This window comes from Streptomyces sp. NPDC020731 (genome assembly GCF_044334705.1).
Taxonomy (GTDB): Bacteria; Actinomycetota; Actinomycetes; order Streptomycetales; family Streptomycetaceae; genus Streptomyces.
Genome location: NZ_JBIRTN010000009.1, coordinates 1 through 19,847 on the forward strand (window position 1 = coordinate 1; position 19,847 = coordinate 19,847).

The 19,847-nt window shown below is 72.3% G+C and carries 15 protein-coding genes; 3 read left to right on the forward strand and 12 right to left on the reverse strand.

Features of this window, described 5'->3' with window-relative positions; all coding sequences use genetic code 11:
• Positions 1 to 352: 352 nt before the first annotated feature.
• Complete coding sequence (locus tag ACH4VX_RS15415; protein WP_398367902.1) at positions 353 to 1,360, reverse strand: stage II sporulation protein M; 1,008 nt, start codon at positions 1,358 to 1,360, stop codon at positions 353 to 355.
• Positions 1,361 to 1,500: 140 nt separating this feature from the next.
• Between ACH4VX_RS15415 and ACH4VX_RS15420 the strand changes: the two genes are divergently transcribed.
• Complete coding sequence (locus ACH4VX_RS15420; RefSeq protein ID WP_398367903.1) at positions 1,501 to 2,448, forward strand: RDD family protein; 948 nt, start codon at positions 1,501 to 1,503, stop codon at positions 2,446 to 2,448.
• Positions 2,449 to 2,468: 20 nt separating this feature from the next.
• Here the strand turns inward: ACH4VX_RS15420 and ACH4VX_RS15425 are convergent, their stop codons facing one another.
• Both ACH4VX_RS15425 and ahcY read right to left on the reverse strand, forming a co-directional pair.
• Positions 2,469 to 3,083, reverse strand: coding sequence for a hypothetical protein (locus ACH4VX_RS15425; protein WP_398367904.1), 615 nt, complete (start codon positions 3,081 to 3,083; stop codon positions 2,469 to 2,471).
• 150 nt (positions 3,084 to 3,233) lie between these two features.
• The gene (gene ahcY, locus ACH4VX_RS15430; protein WP_398367905.1) at positions 3,234 to 4,691 is read right to left on the reverse strand and encodes an adenosylhomocysteinase; all 1,458 of its coding nucleotides are present in this window, start codon (positions 4,689 to 4,691) and stop codon (positions 3,234 to 3,236) included.
• 345 nt (positions 4,692 to 5,036) lie between these two features.
• Between ahcY and lepB the strand changes: the two genes are divergently transcribed.
• Positions 5,037 to 5,873 carry a signal peptidase I gene (lepB, locus tag ACH4VX_RS15435; RefSeq protein ID WP_398367906.1) on the forward strand — a complete coding sequence of 279 codons (837 nt, stop codon included), beginning with the start codon at positions 5,037 to 5,039 and terminating at the stop codon, positions 5,871 to 5,873.
• Here the strand turns inward: lepB and ACH4VX_RS15440 are convergent.
• The 7 genes from ACH4VX_RS15440 to ACH4VX_RS15470 all read right to left on the reverse strand — a co-directional run bounded on the left by ACH4VX_RS15440 (position 5,792) and on the right by ACH4VX_RS15470 (position 13,465).
• A complete protein-coding gene (locus ACH4VX_RS15440; RefSeq protein WP_398367907.1) occupies positions 5,792 to 6,772 on the reverse strand; it encodes a cation diffusion facilitator family transporter in 981 nt (326 codons plus the stop codon). The genes lepB and ACH4VX_RS15440 overlap by 82 nt on opposite strands.
• 144 nt (positions 6,773 to 6,916) lie before the next feature.
• The gene (gene manA / locus ACH4VX_RS15445) at positions 6,917 to 8,068 is read right to left on the reverse strand and encodes a mannose-6-phosphate isomerase, class I (RefSeq protein ID WP_398367908.1); all 1,152 of its coding nucleotides are present in this window, start codon (positions 8,066 to 8,068) and stop codon (positions 6,917 to 6,919) included.
• 87 nt (positions 8,069 to 8,155) lie between these two features.
• The gene (locus ACH4VX_RS15450; RefSeq protein WP_398367909.1) at positions 8,156 to 9,286 is read right to left on the reverse strand and encodes an SIS domain-containing protein; all 1,131 of its coding nucleotides are present in this window, start codon (positions 9,284 to 9,286) and stop codon (positions 8,156 to 8,158) included.
• Between the two features lie 74 nt (positions 9,287 to 9,360).
• Positions 9,361 to 9,543: a Trm112 family protein gene (locus ACH4VX_RS15455; protein ID WP_398367910.1), complete on the reverse strand. Its 183-nt coding sequence runs from the start codon at positions 9,541 to 9,543 to the stop codon at positions 9,361 to 9,363.
• 271 nt (positions 9,544 to 9,814) lie between these two features.
• Positions 9,815 to 11,185 carry a phosphomannomutase/phosphoglucomutase gene (locus ACH4VX_RS15460; protein WP_398367911.1) on the reverse strand — a complete coding sequence of 457 codons (1,371 nt, stop codon included), beginning with the start codon at positions 11,183 to 11,185 and terminating at the stop codon, positions 9,815 to 9,817.
• 100 nt (positions 11,186 to 11,285) lie between these two features.
• Positions 11,286 to 12,902, reverse strand: a complete 1,617-nt coding sequence (locus tag ACH4VX_RS15465; RefSeq protein WP_398367912.1) for an L-lactate permease — start codon at positions 12,900 to 12,902, stop codon at positions 11,286 to 11,288.
• Positions 12,903 to 13,042: 140 nt separating this feature from the next.
• Positions 13,043 to 13,465, reverse strand: a complete 423-nt coding sequence (locus tag ACH4VX_RS15470; protein WP_040907000.1) for a DUF3499 domain-containing protein — start codon at positions 13,463 to 13,465, stop codon at positions 13,043 to 13,045.
• 283 nt (positions 13,466 to 13,748) lie between these two features.
• Between ACH4VX_RS15470 and ACH4VX_RS15475 the strand changes: the two genes are divergently transcribed.
• Positions 13,749 to 14,192 (forward strand): metallopeptidase family protein, encoded by a 444-nt coding sequence (locus ACH4VX_RS15475; RefSeq protein WP_398367913.1) that lies wholly within the window; start codon positions 13,749 to 13,751, stop codon positions 14,190 to 14,192.
• Between the two features lie 272 nt (positions 14,193 to 14,464).
• Here ACH4VX_RS15475 and ACH4VX_RS15480 read toward each other — a convergent pair whose 3' ends face one another.
• Together ACH4VX_RS15480 and ACH4VX_RS15485 are read right to left on the reverse strand one after the other, a co-directional pair.
• Positions 14,465 to 15,985, reverse strand: a complete 1,521-nt coding sequence (locus ACH4VX_RS15480; RefSeq protein WP_398367914.1) for a DUF5719 family protein — start codon at positions 15,983 to 15,985, stop codon at positions 14,465 to 14,467.
• The gene (locus ACH4VX_RS15485; protein ID WP_398367915.1) at positions 15,982 to 19,566 is read right to left on the reverse strand and encodes a glycosyltransferase; all 3,585 of its coding nucleotides are present in this window, start codon (positions 19,564 to 19,566) and stop codon (positions 15,982 to 15,984) included. The genes ACH4VX_RS15480 and ACH4VX_RS15485 overlap by 4 nt, the downstream gene beginning before the upstream one ends.
• Between the last annotated feature and the right edge of the window lie 281 nt (positions 19,567 to 19,847).

The window sequence follows — 19,847 nt, forward strand, 5'->3', positions numbered from 1 at the left end:
CGGGCTTTCCTCCGGGCGCTTCCCTTCGGTCTTGCGTTTCCGACTCTATCAGATCTTTCCGACCCGATTTCCTCGGTGCTTTCCGGGTTCCCGCTTTCGCGTTTCCCTTTCCGGCGGTTCCGACTTTATCAGAAGTTCCAGGGCGGACTGACCGGCCTTCGTTTTCCGATTTATCGGGAGGTGCTTCTTCGAAATCAACGTTTCGATGAGAAGCTGATAGATGCTCACTGTCGCCTTCCGGGTCAGACCCCGTCTCCAGGCAACTGTTTGAATCTACCTCCTCGCCTGATCCGTGTCAACGGTTCCTGCGGGGCGAAGAGGAGACTAGCAGCTCAGCGGACCCTCGCGCACATCAGGCAGCCGTGGGCACGTCGGCACTGCGTTCGAATGCCTCCAGGTCACCGGTCTCTCCGGCGCGCGCCGCACGTCTGCCCAGGACATAGACGTAGGCCAGGAAGGCCAGCTCGGCGATGACCCCGATGGTGATGCGCGCCCAGGTGGGCAGGCCCGATGGGGTGACGAAGCCTTCGATGGCGCCGGAGATGAAGAGGACCAGGGCGAGGCCGATCGCCATGGCCAGGGCCGCCCGGCCTTCTGCCGCCAAGGCTGTGCGTCGGGTGCGGGGGCCCGGGTCGACGACGGTCCAGCCGAGGCGGAGGCCCGTGCCGGCTGCGACGAAGACCGCGGTGAGTTCCAGGAGGCCGTGCGGCAGGACGAGGCCGAGGAAGGTGTCGAGACGGCCGGCGGAGGACATCAGACCGAAGCCGACGCCCAGGTTGAGCATGTTCTGGAAGAGGATCCAGAGAACCGGCAGGCCCAGGAAGACACCCAGGATCAGGCAGAGGGCCGCGGCCCACGCGTTGTTCGTCCAGACCTGGGCGGCGAAGGAGGCCGCGGGGTGGCTCGAGTAGTACGTCTCGTACTGGCCGCCGGGGCGGGTGAGCTCACGCAGCTCGCTGGGGGCCGCTATGGACGCCTGCACTTCGGGGTGGGTGCCTATCCACCAGCCGAGGAGTGCCGCGACGGCTGTGGAGAGGAGCGCTGTGGGCACCCACCAGTGGCGTGACTTGTAGACGGCGGCCGGGAAACTGTGGGACAGGAAGCGCGTGACGTCCCGCCAGGAGGCGCGGCGGGCGCCGGCCACGACACTTCGCGCGCGTGCCACCAGTTGGCTGAGCCGGCCGGTCAGTTGCGGGTCGGGGGCGGCCGACTGGATCAGGGAGAGGTGGGTGGCCGTGCGCTGGTAGAGGACGACGAGTTCGTCGGCCTCCGCGCCGGTGAGGCGGCGCTGGCGCCGGAGCAGGGCGTCGAGGCGGTCCCACTCCGCGCGGTGGGCGGAGACGAAGACGTCGAGGTCCATCGGTGTGCCTGCTCCTCGGCTGTTCGTCGGCGGTCGGCCCGACCGGTGGAAGGATGATCGGCTGGTCGTACTGCGGTGCGATGTGCCATCAGCTTGGCAGACTGGCGGTGTTCGGGGCAGGCCAGGGAAGGGCGGCGGGCGTGAGTGAGCTGGTGACGGGCGAGGCGGTGGCGTTGGAACTACGCCCCGCGAGACTGCCCAGCAGGGCACTGGCCGTGCTGCTCGATCTGGTGGCGGCCGTGGCCGTCTATGTCGCGGTGACCATCGCTCTGGTGGCAGCCACGGCATCGTTGGACGAGGCGGCGCAGACGGCGATCTCGATCGCCTTGTTCGTCCTCGTGCTGGTCGGTGGGCCGATCCTGGTCGAGACGCTCAGCCATGGGCGGTCGCTCGGGAAGATGGCCTGCGGGCTGCGGGTGGTGCGGGACGACGGGGGGCCGATCCGGTTCCGGCACGCGCTGGTGCGGGGCTTGATCGGCGTGATCGAGATCCTGATGACGCTCGGGGTCGTGGCCTGCATCGCGTCCTTGGTTTCGGCGCGGGGGCGCCGGCTCGGGGACGTGTTCGCGGGGACCCTGGTCGTGCGCGAGCGGGTGCCGGTCGGACAGGCGGGGTTCGTGCCGCCGCCTCCGCCGTGGTTGGCCGGGCGTTTCTCGGGGCTCGATCTGTCGGCGGTGCCCGATGGTCTGTGGCTCGCCGTCCGGCAGTACCTGACGCGGATGGGGCAGCTCGATCCGCAGGTCGGCTGGTCGATGGCGGAGCGGCTGGCCGCGGACCTGGCTGAGCGCACGGGGGCGCCGGTGCCGCCGGGAGTGCCGCCCGCGGCGTATCTCGCGGCGGTGGTGCAGGAGCGGCAGGCCCGGGAGGTCCGGCGGGCGTTCGAGCATGGACCGGCCGGGGGCGGCGGGCCCGCGGGTCCGGCTGGTTCGGCCGGCGCCTGTGCCCCGCCGGTGTATCCCGCTGCGGCCGTCGTGCCGGATGTACGGCCGGCTGCGTATCCGTCGGCGGATCCGGGAGCCGTGGTGCGTGCGCCGCAGGAGGGACCATCGGCCGATCGGCCGTCGACGGGGTTCGCCCCGCCGGCGTAGGCGTCTTCGGGAAGCGCCGGTCAGTCGAAGACCGACGGTGGTGATTCGAGGTTCTCCAGTTCGATGCCGGGGGCCGCGAGGACCACGTCCCCGGCGAGGTGCACGGAGTGCTGCTCGCCTGTGTCCAGGGCTGTGACCTGGTATTCGTCCACGGTCAGGGGGCCGTTGTCAGTGGCGTGTGCTTCTCTTTTCACCAGCGCCCAGGACTGGTCCAGGGTGCGCGGGGCGAGGACCGGGTCCGTGAAGGCGACGAGGCGTACGCGGGTGGCTGGTGCCGAGGGGGTGAGGCGCAGGAGGCGGGCGGTGGCGACGAGGAAGGCGGGGGACGAGCCGGTGAAGGTGTGGGCGCGCACGTTGCCTTCGGTGGCATGGATTCCGGTGGGGTCGGTGCGGACCCAGGTGACGCCGTCGAGGGCGGCGCCGCGGACCTGCCAGCTCGCGGCATGGAGTTCGAGGCGGATGGGGCGGCCGAGTTCGTCGAGGGCGAGGTCGACCGAGCCCAGGTGATCGCCTGAGGGGGCGGTGAGCTGAGAGACGTAGCGCCAGCCGGAGGGGCCGGGGGCGCAGTGGAAGTGTTCTTCTGCGAGGGGGGTGTGATCGTGCGGATCATGGAGCGAATAGCGGCCGCGAGGCATGGGGGTCCTGGGTCGTAACGGGCTGGGCCGGTCACCGGTCCGCCAATGGGGCAGGCCCCCGGCACGGGGGTGCGGGGGCCTGCCTCGGAGGACCTGCTGCCGGGGAGTCCGTCCGTGCACGGACGGACTCCCCGAAGCGGGAGCGTGGGCTCAGTAGCGGTAGTGGTCCGACTTGAACGGGCCCTCGACCTGCACGCCGATGTACTCGGCCTGCTCCGGGCGGAGCGTGGTCAGCTTGACGCCGAGTGCGTCGAGGTGGAGGCGGGCGACCTTCTCGTCGAGGTGCTTGGGCAGCACGTAGACACCGGTCGGGTACTCGTCGGGCTTGGTGAACAGCTCGATCTGGGCCAGGGTCTGGTCCGCGAAGGAGTTGGACATCACGAACGACGGGTGGCCGGTGGCGTTGCCCAGGTTCAGCAGGCGGCCCTCGGAGAGGAGGATGATCTTCTTGCCGTCGGGGAAGGTCCAGGTGTGGACCTGCGGCTTGATCTCGTCCTTGACGATGCCGGGGACCTTGGCGAGGCCGGCCATGTCGATCTCGTTGTCGAAGTGGCCGATGTTGCCGACGATGGCCTGGTGCTTCATCTTGGCCATGTCGGTGGCCATGATGATGTCCTTGTTGCCGGTCGTGGTGACGAAGATGTCGGCCTTGTCGATGACCTCGTCGAGCGTCGTGACCTGGTAGCCGTCCATCGCGGCCTGCAGGGCGCAGATCGGGTCGATCTCGGTGACGATGACGCGGGCGCCCTGACCGCGCAGGGACTCCGCGCAGCCCTTGCCCACGTCGCCGTAGCCGCACACGACCGCGGTCTTGCCGCCGATCAGGGTGTCGGTGGCGCGGTTGATGCCGTCGACCAGGGAGTGGCGGCAGCCGTACTTGTTGTCGAACTTCGACTTGGTGACGGCATCGTTGACGTTGATCGCCGGGAACAGGAGGGTGCCGTCGCGCTGCATCTCGTACAGGCGGTGGACGCCGGTCGTGGTCTCCTCGGTGACACCGCGGATCTCGGAGGCGAGCTGGGTCCACTTCTGGGAGCCGTCGGTGATGGTGCGGTTGAGGAGTTCGAGGATGACGCGGTGTTCCTCGTTCTCGGCGGTGTCGACGGAGGGGACCTTGCCGTCCTTCTCGTACTCGACGCCCTTGTGGACGAGGAGGGTGGCGTCACCGCCGTCGTCGAGGATCATGTTGGGGCCGCCGGTGGGGCTGTCCGGCCAGGTCAGCGCCTGCTCCGTGCACCACCAGTACTCCTCCAGGGTCTCGCCCTTCCAGGCGAAGACCGGGATGCCCTGCGGGTTGTCGGGCGTGCCGTCCGGGCCGACGGCGATGGCGGCCGCGGCGTGGTCCTGGGTGGAGAAGATGTTGCAGGACGCCCAGCGGACCTGGGCGCCGAGGGCGACCAGGGTCTCGATGAGGACGGCGGTCTGCACGGTCATGTGCAGGGAGCCGGTGACGCGGGCGCCGGCCAGGGGCTGGGCGTCGGCGTACTCCTTGCGGATCGCCATCAGGCCGGGCATCTCGTGCTCGGCGAGGGTGATCTCCTTGCGGCCGAACTCGGCCAGGGAGAGGTCGGCGACCTTGAAGTCCTGTCGGTTGTCGACAGTCGTCATTGCGGGCTGCTCCTCGGGGTGTGGGTCGAGGTGGGTACGGCTGGTCTGCGCGGCGTCGGACACAGGGGTGCCCGAGGAGGACACAGGCATGCCCGCGTGCGCGCAGCGCAGTCCGTCGGAGGCCCTCTCTCCCTCGGCCGGTCCGCTGGGGACCGCCCGACCGCCATCAGCAGCGACGTCTGGCTCCGTCCCAAGCTACACCGCCGGGCCCGGCCGCCCCCAGTCCGGCCGCGTACACATCAGGCCGATCTGGCGGGCGCCCTGTCCCCGGTCCCCGGCGGTCGTCGCCGAGCGGGCCGCCGGCCTCACCCCGCGCGAGTGGGCCGTGTGGGGAGGGGGCCGGGCATGGGCACGGGACGGGGAACGCTGGTCGCGGGGTGGGTGATGCTCGCGGCGGGGCTGCTGTCGGTGGTGGCGTCCCTGGGGGCGCTGCGGCTGAACTACGGGATGGCCGATGTGCGGGGCGGGAGCATGGCGCCGACGCACCGGCTCGGTGACGACGTCGTCCACGCGCGCGTGGACGGGGCCGAGGTGCGGCGTGGTGACGTGGTGCTGTTCCCGGCGCCCGGCCGCTGGCCGGGAGGCGGGCTCGTCATGCAGCGGGTCATCGGGGTGGGCGGTGACCGGATCGTGTGCTGCGAGGGCGAGGGGTCCGCGCGGCGGCTCACGGTGAACGGCAGGACGTTCGAGGAGCCGTACGTCAAGGACGGGGACGTCAACGGCCCCTTTCCGCAGCAGTACGACGTCCGGGTGCCGCAGGAGCGGCTCTTCCTGCTGGGCGATCACCGTCCGAATGCGCGGGACTCCCGCTTCTTCGCCGACGACCACGGCGGCACGGTGCCCGCGGAGGTGGTGCGAGGCCGTGTGACGGAGGACCGTCTGGATGTGGTGCTGCTCGCCGGGGCCACGCTGTTCGGGCTGCTGCCGGCGATCGCGGGCCTGGTCGGTGTGCTCGCGGGGCGGGCCGGGCGGCGGAGTTCGGCACGGAGTTGTGGCCGGCGCACTTCTGAGGCGCGGGGCCGCTCCGGACGGCGGAGGGGCCCGCCGAGGTGGCGGGCCCCTCCGTCACGAGGTCCTGCGGGTGCCGGCGGGGCCGGTGCTCAGTGTCCGGCGTCCTGGGGGGTCGGACCGCCGGGGGTGGCCTCGGGGTCGGGGCCCTTGGCGGCTTCGGTCTCGCTGTAGATGTCGGGCTCCAGGTAGATCACGCGGGCGATCGGGACGGCGTCGCGGATGCGGGACTCGGCGGCGTCGATGGCGGAGGCGATCTCGGTGGCCGTGTCGTCGTGCCGGACGGCGATCTTCGCGGCGACCAGCAGTTCCTCGGGGCCGATGTGGAGGGTGCGCATGTGGATGATGCGGGTGACGGTGTCGCCGTCGACGACGGCGGCCTCGATCTTCTGGGTCTCCTCGGCGCCTGCGGCCTCACCGAGCAGCAGCGACTTCGTCTCGGCGGCGAGGACCAGGGCGATCAGGATGAGCAGGACACCGATGCACAGGGTGCCGATGCCGTCCCAGACGCTGTCGCCGGTGGCCAGGGCCATGCCGACACCGCCGAGGGCGAGGACCAGACCGACGAGCGCGCCGAGGTCCTCCAGGAGGACGACCGGCAGCTCGGGTGCCTTGGCGTGACGGACGAACTCCTTCCAGGAGCGCCCACCGCGCAGGGGATTGGACTCCTTGATGGCGGTGCGGAAGGAGAAGGACTCGGCGATGATCGCGAAGACGAGGACGCCGACCGGCCAGTACCAGTGCGTCAGCTCGTGCGGATGCTTGATCTTCTCGTAGCCCTCGTAGAGGGCGAACATGCCACCGACCGAGAAGAGCACGATGGAGACGAGGAAGGCGTAGATGTAGCGCTCACGGCCGTAACCGAAGGGGTGCTGTTTGGTGGCCTGGCGCTGTGCCTTCTTGCCGCCGAGCAGGAGCAGGGCCTGGTTCCCGGAGTCGGCGAGCGAGTGCACGGACTCCGCGAGCATCGACGAGGAGTTACTGAAGAGGAACGCCACGAACTTCGCTACCGCGATCGCGAGGTTGGCGGCGAGTGCCGCCACGATCGCCTTGGTGCCGCCTGACGCGCTCATGTGTTCGCGTTGTCCCTTCGTACGCCGTGTGAAGCCCGGGCATGCGTGTGCGTACGCAGCCCGGGACTTTGCCCGTCCTTTGACGGTGGGCCATTGTTGCAGCCGGGTCCGGCGACGGCGTGTCAGGTCGCCGTCACAGGGCGGTCAGGCGACGACGGTGGCCCTGAACAGGGTTCCGGTACCCGACACTTCGGCCTTCTCACCCGAAGGGACGAACACGGATGTGCCCGGGGTCAGTTCGTGCTCACCCGCCCGTACGGAGCCGGCGGTGCAGAGCAGGATCTGCGGGGTGGTCAGGGTGAGGTCGTGGGTGGCGCCGCCCGCGGGGAGGACGTAGCGGGAGAGGCGGAACTCGTCGGTGGGGGTCTCGTAGACCTCCTCGCCGTCCGGGCCGGCCTCCGGGCGCAGCACGCCGGGTTCGCCTGCCTCGAAGCGGACGATGCGCAGGAGTTCGGGGACGTCGACGTGTTTGGGGGTCAGGCCACAGCGCAGGACGTTGTCGGAGTTGGCCATGATTTCGACGCCGAGGCCGTCCAGGTAGGCGTGCGGGACGCCGGCGCCGAGGAAGAGAGCCTCGCCGGGCTGGAGCCGGACGTGGTTGAGGAGCATCGCGGCGATGACACCGGGGTCGCCCGGGTAGTGGTGGGCGATGTCGGCGTACGGGGCGTAGGCACCGCCGAGGCGGTCGCAGGCAGCAGCGGTTTCGGCGACCGTGCGAGCCATCTCGTCGGGGTCGGCGGTGAGGATCGCGGTGAGGACCTCGCGCAGGGCCGCCTCTTCGGGGTGGGCGTGCAGCAGGTCGACGTACGGCTTGAGGGAGTCGACGCCCAGGCCGTCGAGGAGTTCGGCGGCGCGCTGCGGGGCACGGAAGCCGCACAGGCCGTCGAACTCGGTGAGGGCGCAGATCAGTTCGGGCTTGTGGTTGGCGTCCTTGTAGTTGCGGTGCGGGGCGGTCGCGGGGACGCCGCGGCGCTCCTCGTCCGCGTAGCCCTCCTTCGCCTGGGTCAGGTCGGGGTGGACCTGGAGGGAGAGCGGGGCTCCGGCGGCGAGGAGTTTGAGCAGGAAGGGCAGGCGGGGGCCGAACCTGGCGACCGAGTCCGGGCCGAGTTCCCGCTCCGGGGCGGCGTCGACGACCTCGACGAGCGTGCCCCGGCCGGTGCGCGAGGGCGCGCCGGGGTGGGCGCCCATCCACATCTCCGCCTGCGGCTCGCCGGTCGGTTCGGTGCCGAGCAGCCGCGGGAGGGCGGTGGTGGAACCCCAGGCGTAGGGGCGGATGGTGTTGTCGAGGCGGTCCATGGGGTTCTCTGCGTTCCTTCTGCCGGTTCTCGTGCGGGCGCGCGGTGTCGTGCGTCTGCGCGGAGGGGGGTCAGGGGTTCCCGGGCATCATCGGGCTCCCGAGGCGAGCGCCAGGTAAACGGCGGCGAAATCCGTGACGGCGATCAGTTCCGCGAGGGTCTCCAGTTCGCCGCCCGCCTCCGGTTCCAGCTCGCTGATCGGCGTGTCGTGGGTGAGCGCCATTTCACGGGCGGCGGGGGCGGCGGTGAGGCCGCCGATGGGGCGGTCGCGGAGCAGCACCACGCGCGCGTGCAGGGCGGGTGCCTCCTCCACGCGGTCGCGGAAGAAGTCGTCCGGGTCCGCACCGGCGGCGAGTCGGCTTGCGAGCAGGGCGCTGTGCGCGGCGAGCGCCTCGGGCAGTTCGGCGACGACGGCGGGGGTGCCGGACAGTTCGGCGAGCGCGGCGGCGAACCGGCGGCCGGCCGGGCCTGCCGAGACGCCCTCGGTCCATACGACGGGCAGCGCTTCGGCGAGTTCGGCGGCCAGGGTCTTGGCGGGGTTGCTGTACGTCGCGACGGCCGGACCGCAGCGTTCGGCGATGAGGTCGAGGCGGGCGGCGATCTTCTCCAGGGTGTCCGGCGGGGCGGTGAGCAGGCCGGTGCGGTCCAGGAGCGCGAGCAGCGGGGTGAGCAGTGCCCACAGGACGCCGGGGGCGGAGGCGGCGAGGGGTTCGTCCTGGTCGTAGGGCGCGGTCGCCATGGGGACGAACAGGCCGTGGGAGCCGCCGACCGCATCGGCGAGCGGGGTGCGGGCGGGAGCCACGGCGACGACGGTGCAGCCGCGGCGGTAGGCCTGCTCGGAGAGCAGGGACAGGCCCGGTTCGGTGCCGTCCGGGGTGGCGATGAGGAGCAGGTCCACGGAGCCGGCCCAGCCGGGCAGTTCCCAGCGCAGGGCGCCTGCCACGGGGGCGACGCCGGTGGGTGCGAGGCGGGTGACGGGGCTGCCGGCGCCGGCCAGAGTGCCGAGGAGGTCGGCGGCCTGGGTGGCGGCGGCGCCGGGGCCGGCGATGAGGACGGCGCGGGGGCGGCCGTCGGGTTTCAGGTCGTTGACGCCGGCCTCGGCGACGTGCCGGGCGGCGGTGCGGACGCGGGCTCCGGCTTCGGCGGCGCCGCGGAGCAGGGCGCGGCGGTCGGCCTCGGCGAGGCCCTCCGGTGAGTCGAGCAGCGATTCGTCGAGCATGGGCGGCAGGCTCCGATCTCCGATCTCCGATCGGCGGGGCGTCGTCGGTCCGCGGGACGTCGGATGCGCGTCGGTCACGCGGGGCGGCGGGCCTCGTCGACGAGGAGGACGGGGATGTCGTCGCGGACGGGGTAGGCCAGGCCGCAGTTCTGGCCGGTGCAGATCAGTTCCGTGGCCTGCTCCTGCTCCTGCTCCTTGAGGGGGGAGTGGCAGGCCGGGCAGGCGAGGATCTCCAGGAGGCCGGCTTCGAGTGGCATGGGGGTCCCTTCGCTGGGTGGATGTGCTGGTCAGGGTACCGCCGGTGGGGGGCGGGCGGTGGGGTGGGCGGGATCGCACGGTACCCGGTACTGGTGTGCGCCGGGGGGTGTTCGCGCGGCCCGGCGCTCGCGGGGTGCCTCCCCCGGAGGGGTGCCCCCGGCACACCCTCCCCCACTCCCGGCTGCGCTCGAGCGGGGGAGGCACGACTGCCCGCGGGAACGGCGGCACGCGGCAGCTGCTCGCGGGAGCAGCCGCGGGCGGGGGATGTGGCTAGGAGGATCTGATGATCGTCAGGGCCTCGTCGCGGATTTTTTTCATGGTGGGCTCGTCGCGGGCCTCGGCGTTCAGACGGAGGAGGGGTTCCGTGTTGGAGGGGCGGACGTTGAACCACCAGTCGGTGGAGGTGACGGTGAGGCCGTCCAGGTCGTCGAGGGTGATGCCGTCACGGCCCTCGTACGCGGCCCTGATCGCGGCGAGACGGGCGGTCTGGTCGTCGACCGTGGAGTTGATCTCGCCGGAGCCGGTGTAGCGGTCGTACTGGGCGACCAGGGCCGACAGGGTGCCCTGCTGGCCACCGAGGGCGGCGAGGACGTGCAGGGCCGCCAGCATGCCCGTGTCGGCGTTCCAGAAGTCGCGGAAGTAGTAGTGCGCGGAGTGCTCACCGCCGAAGATCGCGCCGGTCCTGGCCATCTCGGCCTTGATGAAGGAGTGGCCCACGCGGGTGCGCTCGGGGGTGCCGCCGTTCTCCCGCACGACCTCGGGGACCGACCAGGACGTGATCAGGTTGTGGATGATCGTGCCCTTGCCGCCGTTGCGTGCCAGCTCGCGGGAGGCGACCAGGGCGGTGATCGCGGACGGGGGGACCGGTTCGCCCCGCTCGTCGACGACGAAGCAGCGGTCGGCGTCGCCGTCGAAGGCGAGGCCGAGGTCGGCGCCCTCCTCGCGGACCCGCTTCCGCAGGTCGACGAGGTTGGCCGGGTCGAGGGGGTTGGCCTCGTGGTTGGGGAAGGTGCCGTCGAGTTCGAAGTACATCGGGACGAGGGTGAGCGGCAGGCCGGCGAAGACCGTCGGGACCGTGTGCCCACCCATGCCGTTGCCCGCGTCGACGACGACCTTCAGGGGGCGGACGGAGGCCAGGTCGACGAGCGAGCGCAGGTACGCCGCGTAGTCGTCCAACGTGTCGCGCCGGGTGATCGTCCCCCGGGGACCGGTCGTCGGTTCCGGGGCGCCCGGCTCGCTCCATCGCTCGACGAGCTCCCGGATCTCCGCCAGACCCGTGTCCTGGCCCACGGGGGCGGCGCCCGCGCGGCAGAGCTTGATGCCGTTGTACCGGGCCGGGTTGTGCGAGGCCGTGAACATCGCGCCGGGGAGGTCCAGTGCGCCCGAGGCGTAGTACAGCTGGTCCGTGGAGCACAGACCGATCTCGGTGACGTCGGCGCCCCGGGCCGCCGCCCCGCGCGCGAAGGCTCCCGACAGGCCGGGGGACGACGGCCGCATGTCGTGACCGGTGACGACGGCGGCCGCCCCGGTCACCCGGACGAAGGCGGCGCCGAAGAGCTCGGCGAGGGACTCGTCCCACTGGTCGGGGACGACTCCGCGCACGTCGTACGCCTTCACGATCTGCGACAGATCAGCAGCCACGGCCAGCCCTTCCGGAAGTCCTGTCGGTCACCACAAACTACCCGTAGAGGGTGACACCCCGGTCGGGGCCGTCGAACGGGCCCACGGATGGCGCGGCGGCTCAGGGCAGCATCCAGCCGAGCGCCGCCGTGCTCTGGCCCACCACGATCAGGCACATCACGAGCAGCAGGCCGAGGCTCCAGGGCAGCACCTTGCGCAGCAGATCGCCCTCGCGGCCCGCCAGTCCGACGGCCGCGCAGGCGATGGTGAGGTTCTGCGGCGAGATCATCTTGCCGAGGACGCCGCCGGAGCTGTTGGCGGCGGCCAGTAGTTCGGGCGACAGCCCCGACTGCTGGGCGGCGGTCACCTGGAGGGAGCCGAAGAGGGCGTTGGAGGAGGTGTCCGAACCGGAGACCGCGACCCCGAACCAGCCGAGGACCGGGGACAGGAAGGCGAGGCCGGCCCCGGCCGCGGCCACGAAGCGGCCGATCGTCGCCGCCTGGCCCGAGAGGTTCATGACGTAGGCGAGGGCCAGGACGGACGTCACCGTGAGGATCGCGAACCGCAGTTCGCGGACCGTCGCCAGCCACTCCTTGACCGCCACGCGCGCGTGCACCCCGATCACCGCCGCCGTGAGCACTCCGGCGAACAGGACGAGGGTGCCGCCGGTGGAGACGATCGGCCAGGTGAACATGTTGCCGCCGACGGGCTCACCGTCCGGTCCCACGACGTCCAGGAGGGGCCAGTCGTAGGTCTGGGTGGCACCGGCGAGCCAGTCCTTCACCGCCGGGATCTGGGCGACGGAGAAGATCGCGACGATCAGCGCGTACGGGGCGTAGGCCCGTACCACCTCGCCGCGCGGGTCCTCCTCGTCCAGTTCCTCGCTGCGCGCGCCGGTCAGCACGGAGGTCCGTACGGACTCGGCGGCGGGCACCCGCGCGTGCGGTACGGCGACCAGGGCACCGGCGCCGGCCAGGGCGGCGCCGATGTCGGCGAGCTGCGCGGAGACGTAGTTGGAGGCGGCGAACTGCGCCACGGCGAAGGCGACTCCGCAGGCCAGTGCGGGGATCCAGGTCTCGCGCAGGCCGCGGCGGCCGTCCACCAGCCAGACCAGCACGAGAGGCACCACGAGAGCCAGCAGCGGGGTCTGGCGGCCCACCACGGAGGCCACGGAGTCCAGTGGCAGGCCGGTGACCTGGGCGAGCGTGACGACGGGCGTACCCATGGCGCCGAACGCCACCGGCGCGGTGTTGGCGACCAGCGCGACCACGGCGGCGCGTACGGGGTCGAAGCCGAGGGCCACCAGCATCACGGCGGAGATCGCGACGGGGGCGCCGAATCCGGCGAGGGCCTCCAGCAGGGCGCCGAAGCAGAACGCGATGACGAGTGCCTGGATGCGGGGGTCGTCGGAGAGGCGGCCGAAGGAGCGTCGGAGGATGTCGAAGTGGCGGGTGCGGACGGTCATCCGGTAGACCCACAGGGCGTTGATGACGATCCACATGATGGGGAAGATGCCGAAGACGGCGCCCTGGACGCCGCTGGAGAGCGTCTGGTCCAGTGGCATGCCGTACGCCAGACAGGCCACCAGGACGGCCGCCAGCAGGCCGATCAGGCCCGCGAAGTGTGCCTTCATCCGGACGCCGCCGAGCAGGACCAGGACGATCACGAGCGGCAGGGCCGCCACCAGGGCGGAGAGGCCGAGCGAGCCGACGACGGGTTCCAGTTCCTGGACGTACACGGGCGCCTCCCGGATTTCCGCTGTGCGAAAGCGATTTCTCGCTGCACTCCAGGAAATGGTCGTGTCCGCGACAAGCAGGCGTCAATGGGCGTGCGGGGTTGATGTGGTGCCTGAGGTGCGGGAAGGGAGACTCGCCCCGGTCAGTTGTCCGGGGAGCGGAGTACGCGCAGGTGGCCGCGGCGCGCGACCTCCATGGGGTCCGCGGTGCGGGAACCGCCACCGGCTCCCGCCGCTCGCTCCTGGGGGCGGGCCGCCTCGCGCACCGCGTTCGCAAGCGCTTCCAGGTCGTCTCCGCTGGGCTGGGCCGGGGCCGAACCGTCGAGCAGACGGACGACCTCCCAGCCGCGCGGTGCGGTGAGGCGCTCGGAGTGTTCCGCGCACAGGTCGTAGCAGTGGGGTTCGGCGTAGGTGGCGAGCGGGCCGAGGACCGCGGTCGAGTCGGCGTAGACGTACGTCAGCGTCGCGACGGCGGGACGGCCGCAGGCGGTGCGCGAACAGCGACGTACAGGGCTCACGATGTTGGACGGTACCGCACTCTTGAGCGGGCCGCGACGACTCTCCACCAGGTCACTCCACCGTGTCGTGGCGTGAAACGCCCCACACGCCCCTTTGGGCACACCTTGCCGACCTGGGTCGGCGTGAGGTTCCGAGGGGCTGGTCGGCACTGATTTTGATCACCATTCGACACAAACACCGTCAATTGCCTTGAGGTCATCGGTCTCGGAGGGATACGGAATCGAGCCCAACCTTGGCTGGAATGGTCATGTTGTGACATGCCGTGCGGGTCGGCCGGAACGCGTGCGGGGATCGGGCGGGGCGGCGACGTGACGGCTACGCTTCGCAGTGATGGACAGCTCTGTGACGCCCCGTGCCGCCGGCCCCGGGCCCCGACGCCGTGATCGCCACGGCCGGGGCATGCGCGGCCCGATCGCACCTCCGCAGGTGCCGCTCGCCGCGAGTCGTGCGGAGACGTTCGCGGATCTTGTGCAGGACTCCGTGGAGCGGTTGGAGCGGCGGTGGCCGCAGTTGGCCGGCATCGATTTCCTGGTGCTGGACGTGCCACGGCTGGACGGGGGTGCCTGGAGCGACGAGGCGGTGCCGCTGGGTGGGACCGTGGCTGCTCTTGAGGGGCGGCCGGCGCGGGTGGTGATCTACCGGCGGCCGGTGGAGATCCGCACCAAGGGGCGGGACGAGCGGGCTGCTCTTGTGCATGAGGTCGTGGTCGAGCAGGTGGCGGAGTTGCTGGGGCTGACGCCGGAGACGGTGGATCCTCTGTACGGGGAGGACTGAGCGTTCCGTGCGGGTACCTGCGGTGCCTGCGGTGCCTGCGGTGCCTGTGCGGCGTTGGCGGGGGGTGGGGGTACGCAGCCCGGCGTCTTCTTGGGCGCCCCGCGCTGGTGGGGGCCGGGGGTGGGGTCGCGCAGCCCGGCGCTTGCGGGGTGCCGTCGCGCCCGCCCTCCCCCACTCTCGGCTTCGCTCGCGCGGGGGGACCCCCATCGCCCCAGCGGCACGACTCCCCGCGGGAGCGGGAGCGGCGCACTTGCGGTGCTCCCGCTGTGTGGTTACTTCTGCAGGATCGACAGGTCCTCGTTCGACTCCGGCACCGCCACCGTCCCCCGGTCGTCCGGGAGGGGCTGGACCGTGAAGAACGGGACGCCGTTCTCCGTCGTCGTCAGCGTCCGGGACGCGTAGACCGGCGTGTCGGACCCGGGTTCCACCGTGAGGGCGTACGTGCCCTTCACCCCGGCCGGCACCGGCGCCTCGAGGTCCTGCGTCGTGCCCGACTTGATCGTGTACGTCTTCGAGACCGCCGTACCACCCTCGGTGCCCGCCGAGGCCGTGACCTTGATCTTCGCCGTGCCCCCGGGAGCCGTCACCGAGAGCGTCGTGCCCTTGGCCGTGTTGTCCACGGACGTCGCACGCGTGCCGACCGGTCGTGCGGCCGGGACGAAGGCCGACTCCTGGTTGTCGCCCTTGCCGCGCAGCACCCGTACCGCCGCCACCACCGGGACGGAGTCGTCCGGCGCCGTCAGGACCAGGGAGCCCGCCTCGCCGCGCGTGATGTCGTCCAGGTCGACGGCCGCCGTCATGCCGCCCTTCACATGGAGGGTGTCGTGGCCGGCCGGGGTGATCAGGCCGGAGGGGGAGGCGAGGCGGACCTTCAGGTCGACGTCGGCGTCACCGGGGGTGAAGGCGACCAGGCGTACGGCGGTGGCGTCCTTCGGGATACCGGGCAGGACCAGGCTGCCGGCCGGGTCGGTCGACGCGGACAGCCAGTCGCCGCCCAGCTTGTCGTCCAGGGCCTGTACGGCGGCACCGACCCGGCCGCTGCGGACCACCACGTGCACGGTCACATCGGTCTGCTTCTCGTCGGTGAGCGTCGAGAGCAGGACCGGCTCGGCGGAGTGCGGCTGGACCGTGATGCCCTCCCCCACCGTCGTCTCGAGGGCACCGTCCTTGCCGTAGAGCTCGATGTCCACGACCGCCGCCGAGTCGTCGGGGTTGGTCAGATGGACGTAGTCGGTGCGGTCGGCGTCGGTGCTCGTGCCGGGGAACCAGAACTCCGTGTCCGGGGCCGTGCAGGTGACGCCCTGCATGCCCCGGCCCGTGCCCGCGGAGACCGTCGTCGTCTCCTGCACGGTCCAGCCCGGCGCGAAGCGGCCCTCGGCGGTGCCGAGGAGGGCGGGGGACTCGCCGCCGGTGGTCTCCCCGGTGGCCGGCTTGCCGGGGTCCTCCGGTTCCAGTACGGGCTTCTCCGACTTGGCGTCCTTGTCGTCCTTCTCGTCCTTGTCGTCCTCGGACTCCGACTCGTCCGGCTTCTGTTCCGTGGCCGGCTGGAGTTCGGCCCCGCCCTCGTTCTCCGTGCCCTTCGTGACCGGTGTGAAGGACGTGTACGTCGTCTCGGCCAGGTCGGAGGTGCTGGGCGGAGGGCACACCAGGCTCGTGCGTTCCACGGGGAGGTGGGCCGCCGCCTCCGCCGTCCCGTCCGTGGTCCCGGCGTCCGGTGAGGACACCGCGGCGAAGCCGGTGACGGCGGCGAGCGCGGTCACGCCCGCGATCAGGGACAGGGTGGTGCGGTTCACTGCTGGCTCCCGTCGGGACGCTCACTGCCCGTGCCATGGGGGTCGTACGACGTGTCGTAGCCCTGGGTGTAGTTCTGGTCGTAGCCCTGTGTGTACGTCTGGTCGTACGGCGTCTGCTGCTGGGCGCCGTAGGCGTACGGGTCGTACTCGCCGCCCTGGGGATAGGCCTCCGCCTGGTAGGGCCGGCCGTAGGCGTCCGTCGGGTACTGCTGGTACTGCTCGTCCGGGTAGGCGTTCGGGTACTGCGCCGCCGCGTCCCAGTCGCCGTGGTCGGGCTGTTGCGGGACGGGGGCGGGGGGTTGCTCGGGCGGGGCGGGGAAGTCCTCGTCGGCGCCCGGTTCTTCGGTGGCGGACTCCGCCTCCGCCTCGGCCTGGGCGCGCAGGCGGCGGGCGCGGCGGCCCTCGCCGGCCAGGGCCTCGGCGGGGACGGCCGGCTCCTCGGGCAGGTCGTCGTCGACGTCGCGGCGGCGGCCGGGCAGGGCCATGACGACGAGTACGACGGCGAGCAGGCCCTGGGCCCACAGCCAGGCGGTGTGGGTGATCGGGTCGTCGTAGGTGACGTCCAGCGTGCCGCCGGAAGCGGGGAGTTCGAAGCCCTGGGCCCAGCCGTCGACCGTGGTGCGGGTCAGCGGCTTGCCGTCGAGGGTGGCGGTCCAGCCCTCGGCCGTGGTGTCGGCGAGGCGGAGGACGCGGCCCTCCGCACCGTTCGGGATCTTGGTGTGGATGTCGACCGGTCCGGCGGCGACGGGCACGGGCTCGTCGGCGCTGCCCTCGGCGGGGACGATGCTCGCGCGGGCGACCTGCCGGTCCACCCGCCACAGCGCGCCGCCCGCCTGCTGGCTGAGCCGGGACAGGCCGGGGGTGGCGTCCAGGACGCGGGTGACCTCGCGCGGCGCGCCCGGGTGAACGAGGACGTAGCGGACGGCGAAGCCGCCGAGCTGGTCCGCCTGGTCGGCGCCGGAGCCGGCGACGAGGTTGGCGACGACCTTGTCGAGCCCGGTGTTCTCGCCGTCCACCGCGGCGATCTCCGCGTCGCCCATGCGGGCGCCGGAGCCGCGGACCAGGACGTAGCCGACCCGGGCGGTGGAGTCGCCCTCGAGGACGAGGGTGCGTGCCTGGTCCCGGGTGCCGCTCTCCTCGGCGACGAACGCGGGCACCTGGACGGGGTCGCGCCGCTCCACGGGTCCGTCGGCGCCGCGGATCACCCAGCCGGCGACGGCGACCAGCGGGCCGATCGCGCAGGCGAGGGCGATCAGCGCGGCGACCGGCTGGCGCCAGCCGAAGCTCTGCTCGGCGACACGCGCGCGTGCCCCGTCGGCGCCGAGCGCGGCGGCGGCCAGGACGGCGATGCCGTAGACGAGGGTCGCAGGGCCCGCCCAGGTGGAGCTGTTGGACAGGACCGCGAAGACGAGGCCCACCAGGGCGGCCGCCCACGCGGTGAGGATCGCCGTCCGGCGCTCGGAGCGAAGCAGGGCCGCGAGCGCGGCGAGCACCAGGCCGACGAGCAGCAGGCCGCCGGCGGTGCCGGGGCCGCCCGGGCTCGCGCCGAGCAGGTCGAGGGCGGAGGCGGCGGAGGAGCCGTACTCCAGGCCCGCTTCCCGGAAGAAACCGAGCGGGAGGAGGGAGAGCGACCACGGGGCGAGGACCAGCAGAGGGGTGCCCAGTTGGGCCAGGAAGCGGAGTCCGTAGGCCGGGATGTCGGTCCTGCGCAGAGCCAGTACGCCGACGCCGAGGACCAGGGCGATGGGCCACACGATCGGGGTGAACGCCGTGGTGATCGTCAGCAGCAGGGCGTACGCCCAGGTGGCACGCCAACTGCCGCGGGTGCCCGCGGGGTTCGTGAGGCCGCTCGCGGCGATGCCCGCGCGGGCGATCAGCGGCAGCAGTACGGCGAGTACGGCGGTGCCGATGCGGCCACCGGCCAGGGCGCCGGTCGCGGCGGGCAGGAAGGCGTAGGCGACGGCCGCCCACGCGCGCAGCAGCCGGGACTCGACGAGCGGGCGGGAGGCGAAGTACGCGGTGAGGCCGGCCAGCGGTACCGAGCAGACCAGGAGGATCGTGACGGCGAGGCCGGTGGAGCCGAGCAGGAGAGCGGCGAAGGCCGCGACGATCGCCAGGTAGGGCGGTGCGGATCCGGTGCCGCCGGCGCCCACGGTGTGCCAGGCGTCGGTGTAACGGGCCCACAGCTCGCCGGCGCCGGCGGGCGCGGGGAGCAGGGCGCCGCCCGCGAGCGCGCCGCCGCCGAGGAGCTGGCGGCAGGCCGCGAGGGAGACGAGCAGCAGCACCAGGAAGAGCACCGGGCCGGGCTTGCGGGCGATGCGCTTGAGGCGGGCGAACTGCTCGACCTCCAGGAAGTCGGCGTCGTCGCCGCCGGGTCCGGACTCGACGGCGCTGCCGTGGCGTCCCGCGCCGGAGGCGGTTTCGGGGTCGGAGCGGCCCACGAGGCTGCTCGCGACCTGTTCCACGGTGACGCGGACGGTCGCGCCGGGCGGCGGGAACAGCGGCCGCATCTCGCCCTTGTCGGTCCCCGGGCTGCCGCGGTGACGCCGCCCGGCGAGGATCCGTTCGGGCCGAAGCAGGGTGCCCATGAGGCCGCGGATCTCGTCGACGGCCTGTCCGGGAGCCTTGCCGACGAGGTAGGCGAGGGTGCGGAGCAGGGTGCCGAGGACGACGCGCAGCAGCACCCAGGGCAGGGCGGCCGTGCGGGTGTTGACGAGCAGGGTGTAGACGGCGCCCGCCTTGTCCACCTTGTGCGGGGAGGCGGAGGTGCGGCCCACGCAGTCGACGGTGCGGCGCTCGCGGGAGGAGGCCTCGGCGTGCCGGAGGACCGCGTCGGGGGCGATCAGGACCCGGTGTCCCGCGGAGTGGGCGCGCCAGCACAGGTCGACGTCGTCGCGCATGAGGGGCAGATGCCGGTCGAATCCGCCGAGCCGGTCGAAGACGTCACGGCGGATCAGCATGCCCGCGGTGGACACCGACAGCACGGTCCGTACGTGGTCGTGCTGCCCCTGGTCCTGTTCGCGGCGGTCCACGCCGGTCCAGCGGCGGCCGGAGTTGGCGATGGAGACGCCGACCTCGAGGAGCTGCCTGCGGTCGTACCAGCCGCGGAGTTTGGGGCCGACGACGGCCACGTCGTCGCGGCCGAGCTCGTACTCGTTCTCCACGACGCGCAGCATCTGGGCCAGCGCGTCGGGTTCGGGTGCGCAGTCGTCGTGCAGCAGCCACAGCCACTGCACCGGCTCCCCGTGCGGGAGGTCCGGCAGGTCGTAGGCGTCGTCGCGCCAGCTGCGGGTGACCGGGTCCCAGCCGCTCGGCCGCTTCAGGTACGGCAGGTCGTCCGGCGTGAGGTGCGGGGCGCTGCGGTTGCACTTCTCGACCGCCTGGCCGAAGCCGGTGCGCCGGGCGAGGTGCAGCACATGGTCGTCGCCGAGGGCCTCGGCGACCAGCCGGGCGGAGTCGTCCGCGCTGCCGGTGTCGGCGCCCATGGCGAACTGGACGGGGCGCTCCTGGCCGAGCAGCCCGGCGAGCGCGTCGGGCAGCCAGCGGGCGCCGTCGTGGGAGACGAGGACCGCGGTCACCACGTGACGCGGGAACTCAGGTGAGGCAGCGAGGTCTTGCCGGGCTGCCGTGTGGCTGTGCACGGACATCGAGGTACGGGCCCCGGTTCGGTGGTCTGTGGGGGACGCCTGTGCCCGATGGGGGCAGCGGGGCGTCTCGGACGAGCGACCACACTATCGGCAGATCGAACGGGGCGGTGCGGAGCGTCTCGATGAGGGGCGGTGGCCGGGCGCCGGGCGGGCGGAGCGGCCCGCCGCCTGTGGACAACCCACCCGCGACAGGCCTTGAGCAACGTTTGCGCGAA

Excerpts from the sequence above, each read along its gene's own strand:
- ACH4VX_RS15415 (WP_398367902.1), bottom strand. The coding sequence starts at position 1,360 with ATGGACCTCGACGTCTTCGTCTCCGCCCACCGCGCGGAGTGGGACCGC.
- ACH4VX_RS15425 (WP_398367904.1), bottom strand. The coding sequence starts at position 3,083 with ATGCCTCGCGGCCGCTATTCGCTCCATGATCCGCACGATCACACCCCC.
- ahcY (WP_398367905.1), bottom strand. The coding sequence starts at position 4,691 with ATGACGACTGTCGACAACCGACAGGACTTCAAGGTCGCCGACCTCTCC.
- lepB (WP_398367906.1), top strand. The coding sequence starts at position 5,037 with ATGGGCACGGGACGGGGAACGCTGGTCGCGGGGTGGGTGATGCTCGCG.
- ACH4VX_RS15440 (WP_398367907.1), bottom strand. The coding sequence starts at position 6,772 with ATGAGCGCGTCAGGCGGCACCAAGGCGATCGTGGCGGCACTCGCCGCC.
- manA (WP_398367908.1), bottom strand. The coding sequence starts at position 8,068 with ATGGACCGCCTCGACAACACCATCCGCCCCTACGCCTGGGGTTCCACC.
- ACH4VX_RS15450 (WP_398367909.1), bottom strand. The coding sequence starts at position 9,286 with ATGCTCGACGAATCGCTGCTCGACTCACCGGAGGGCCTCGCCGAGGCC.
- ACH4VX_RS15455 (WP_398367910.1), bottom strand. The coding sequence starts at position 9,543 with ATGCCACTCGAAGCCGGCCTCCTGGAGATCCTCGCCTGCCCGGCCTGC.
- ACH4VX_RS15475 (WP_398367913.1), top strand. The coding sequence starts at position 13,749 with ATGGACAGCTCTGTGACGCCCCGTGCCGCCGGCCCCGGGCCCCGACGC.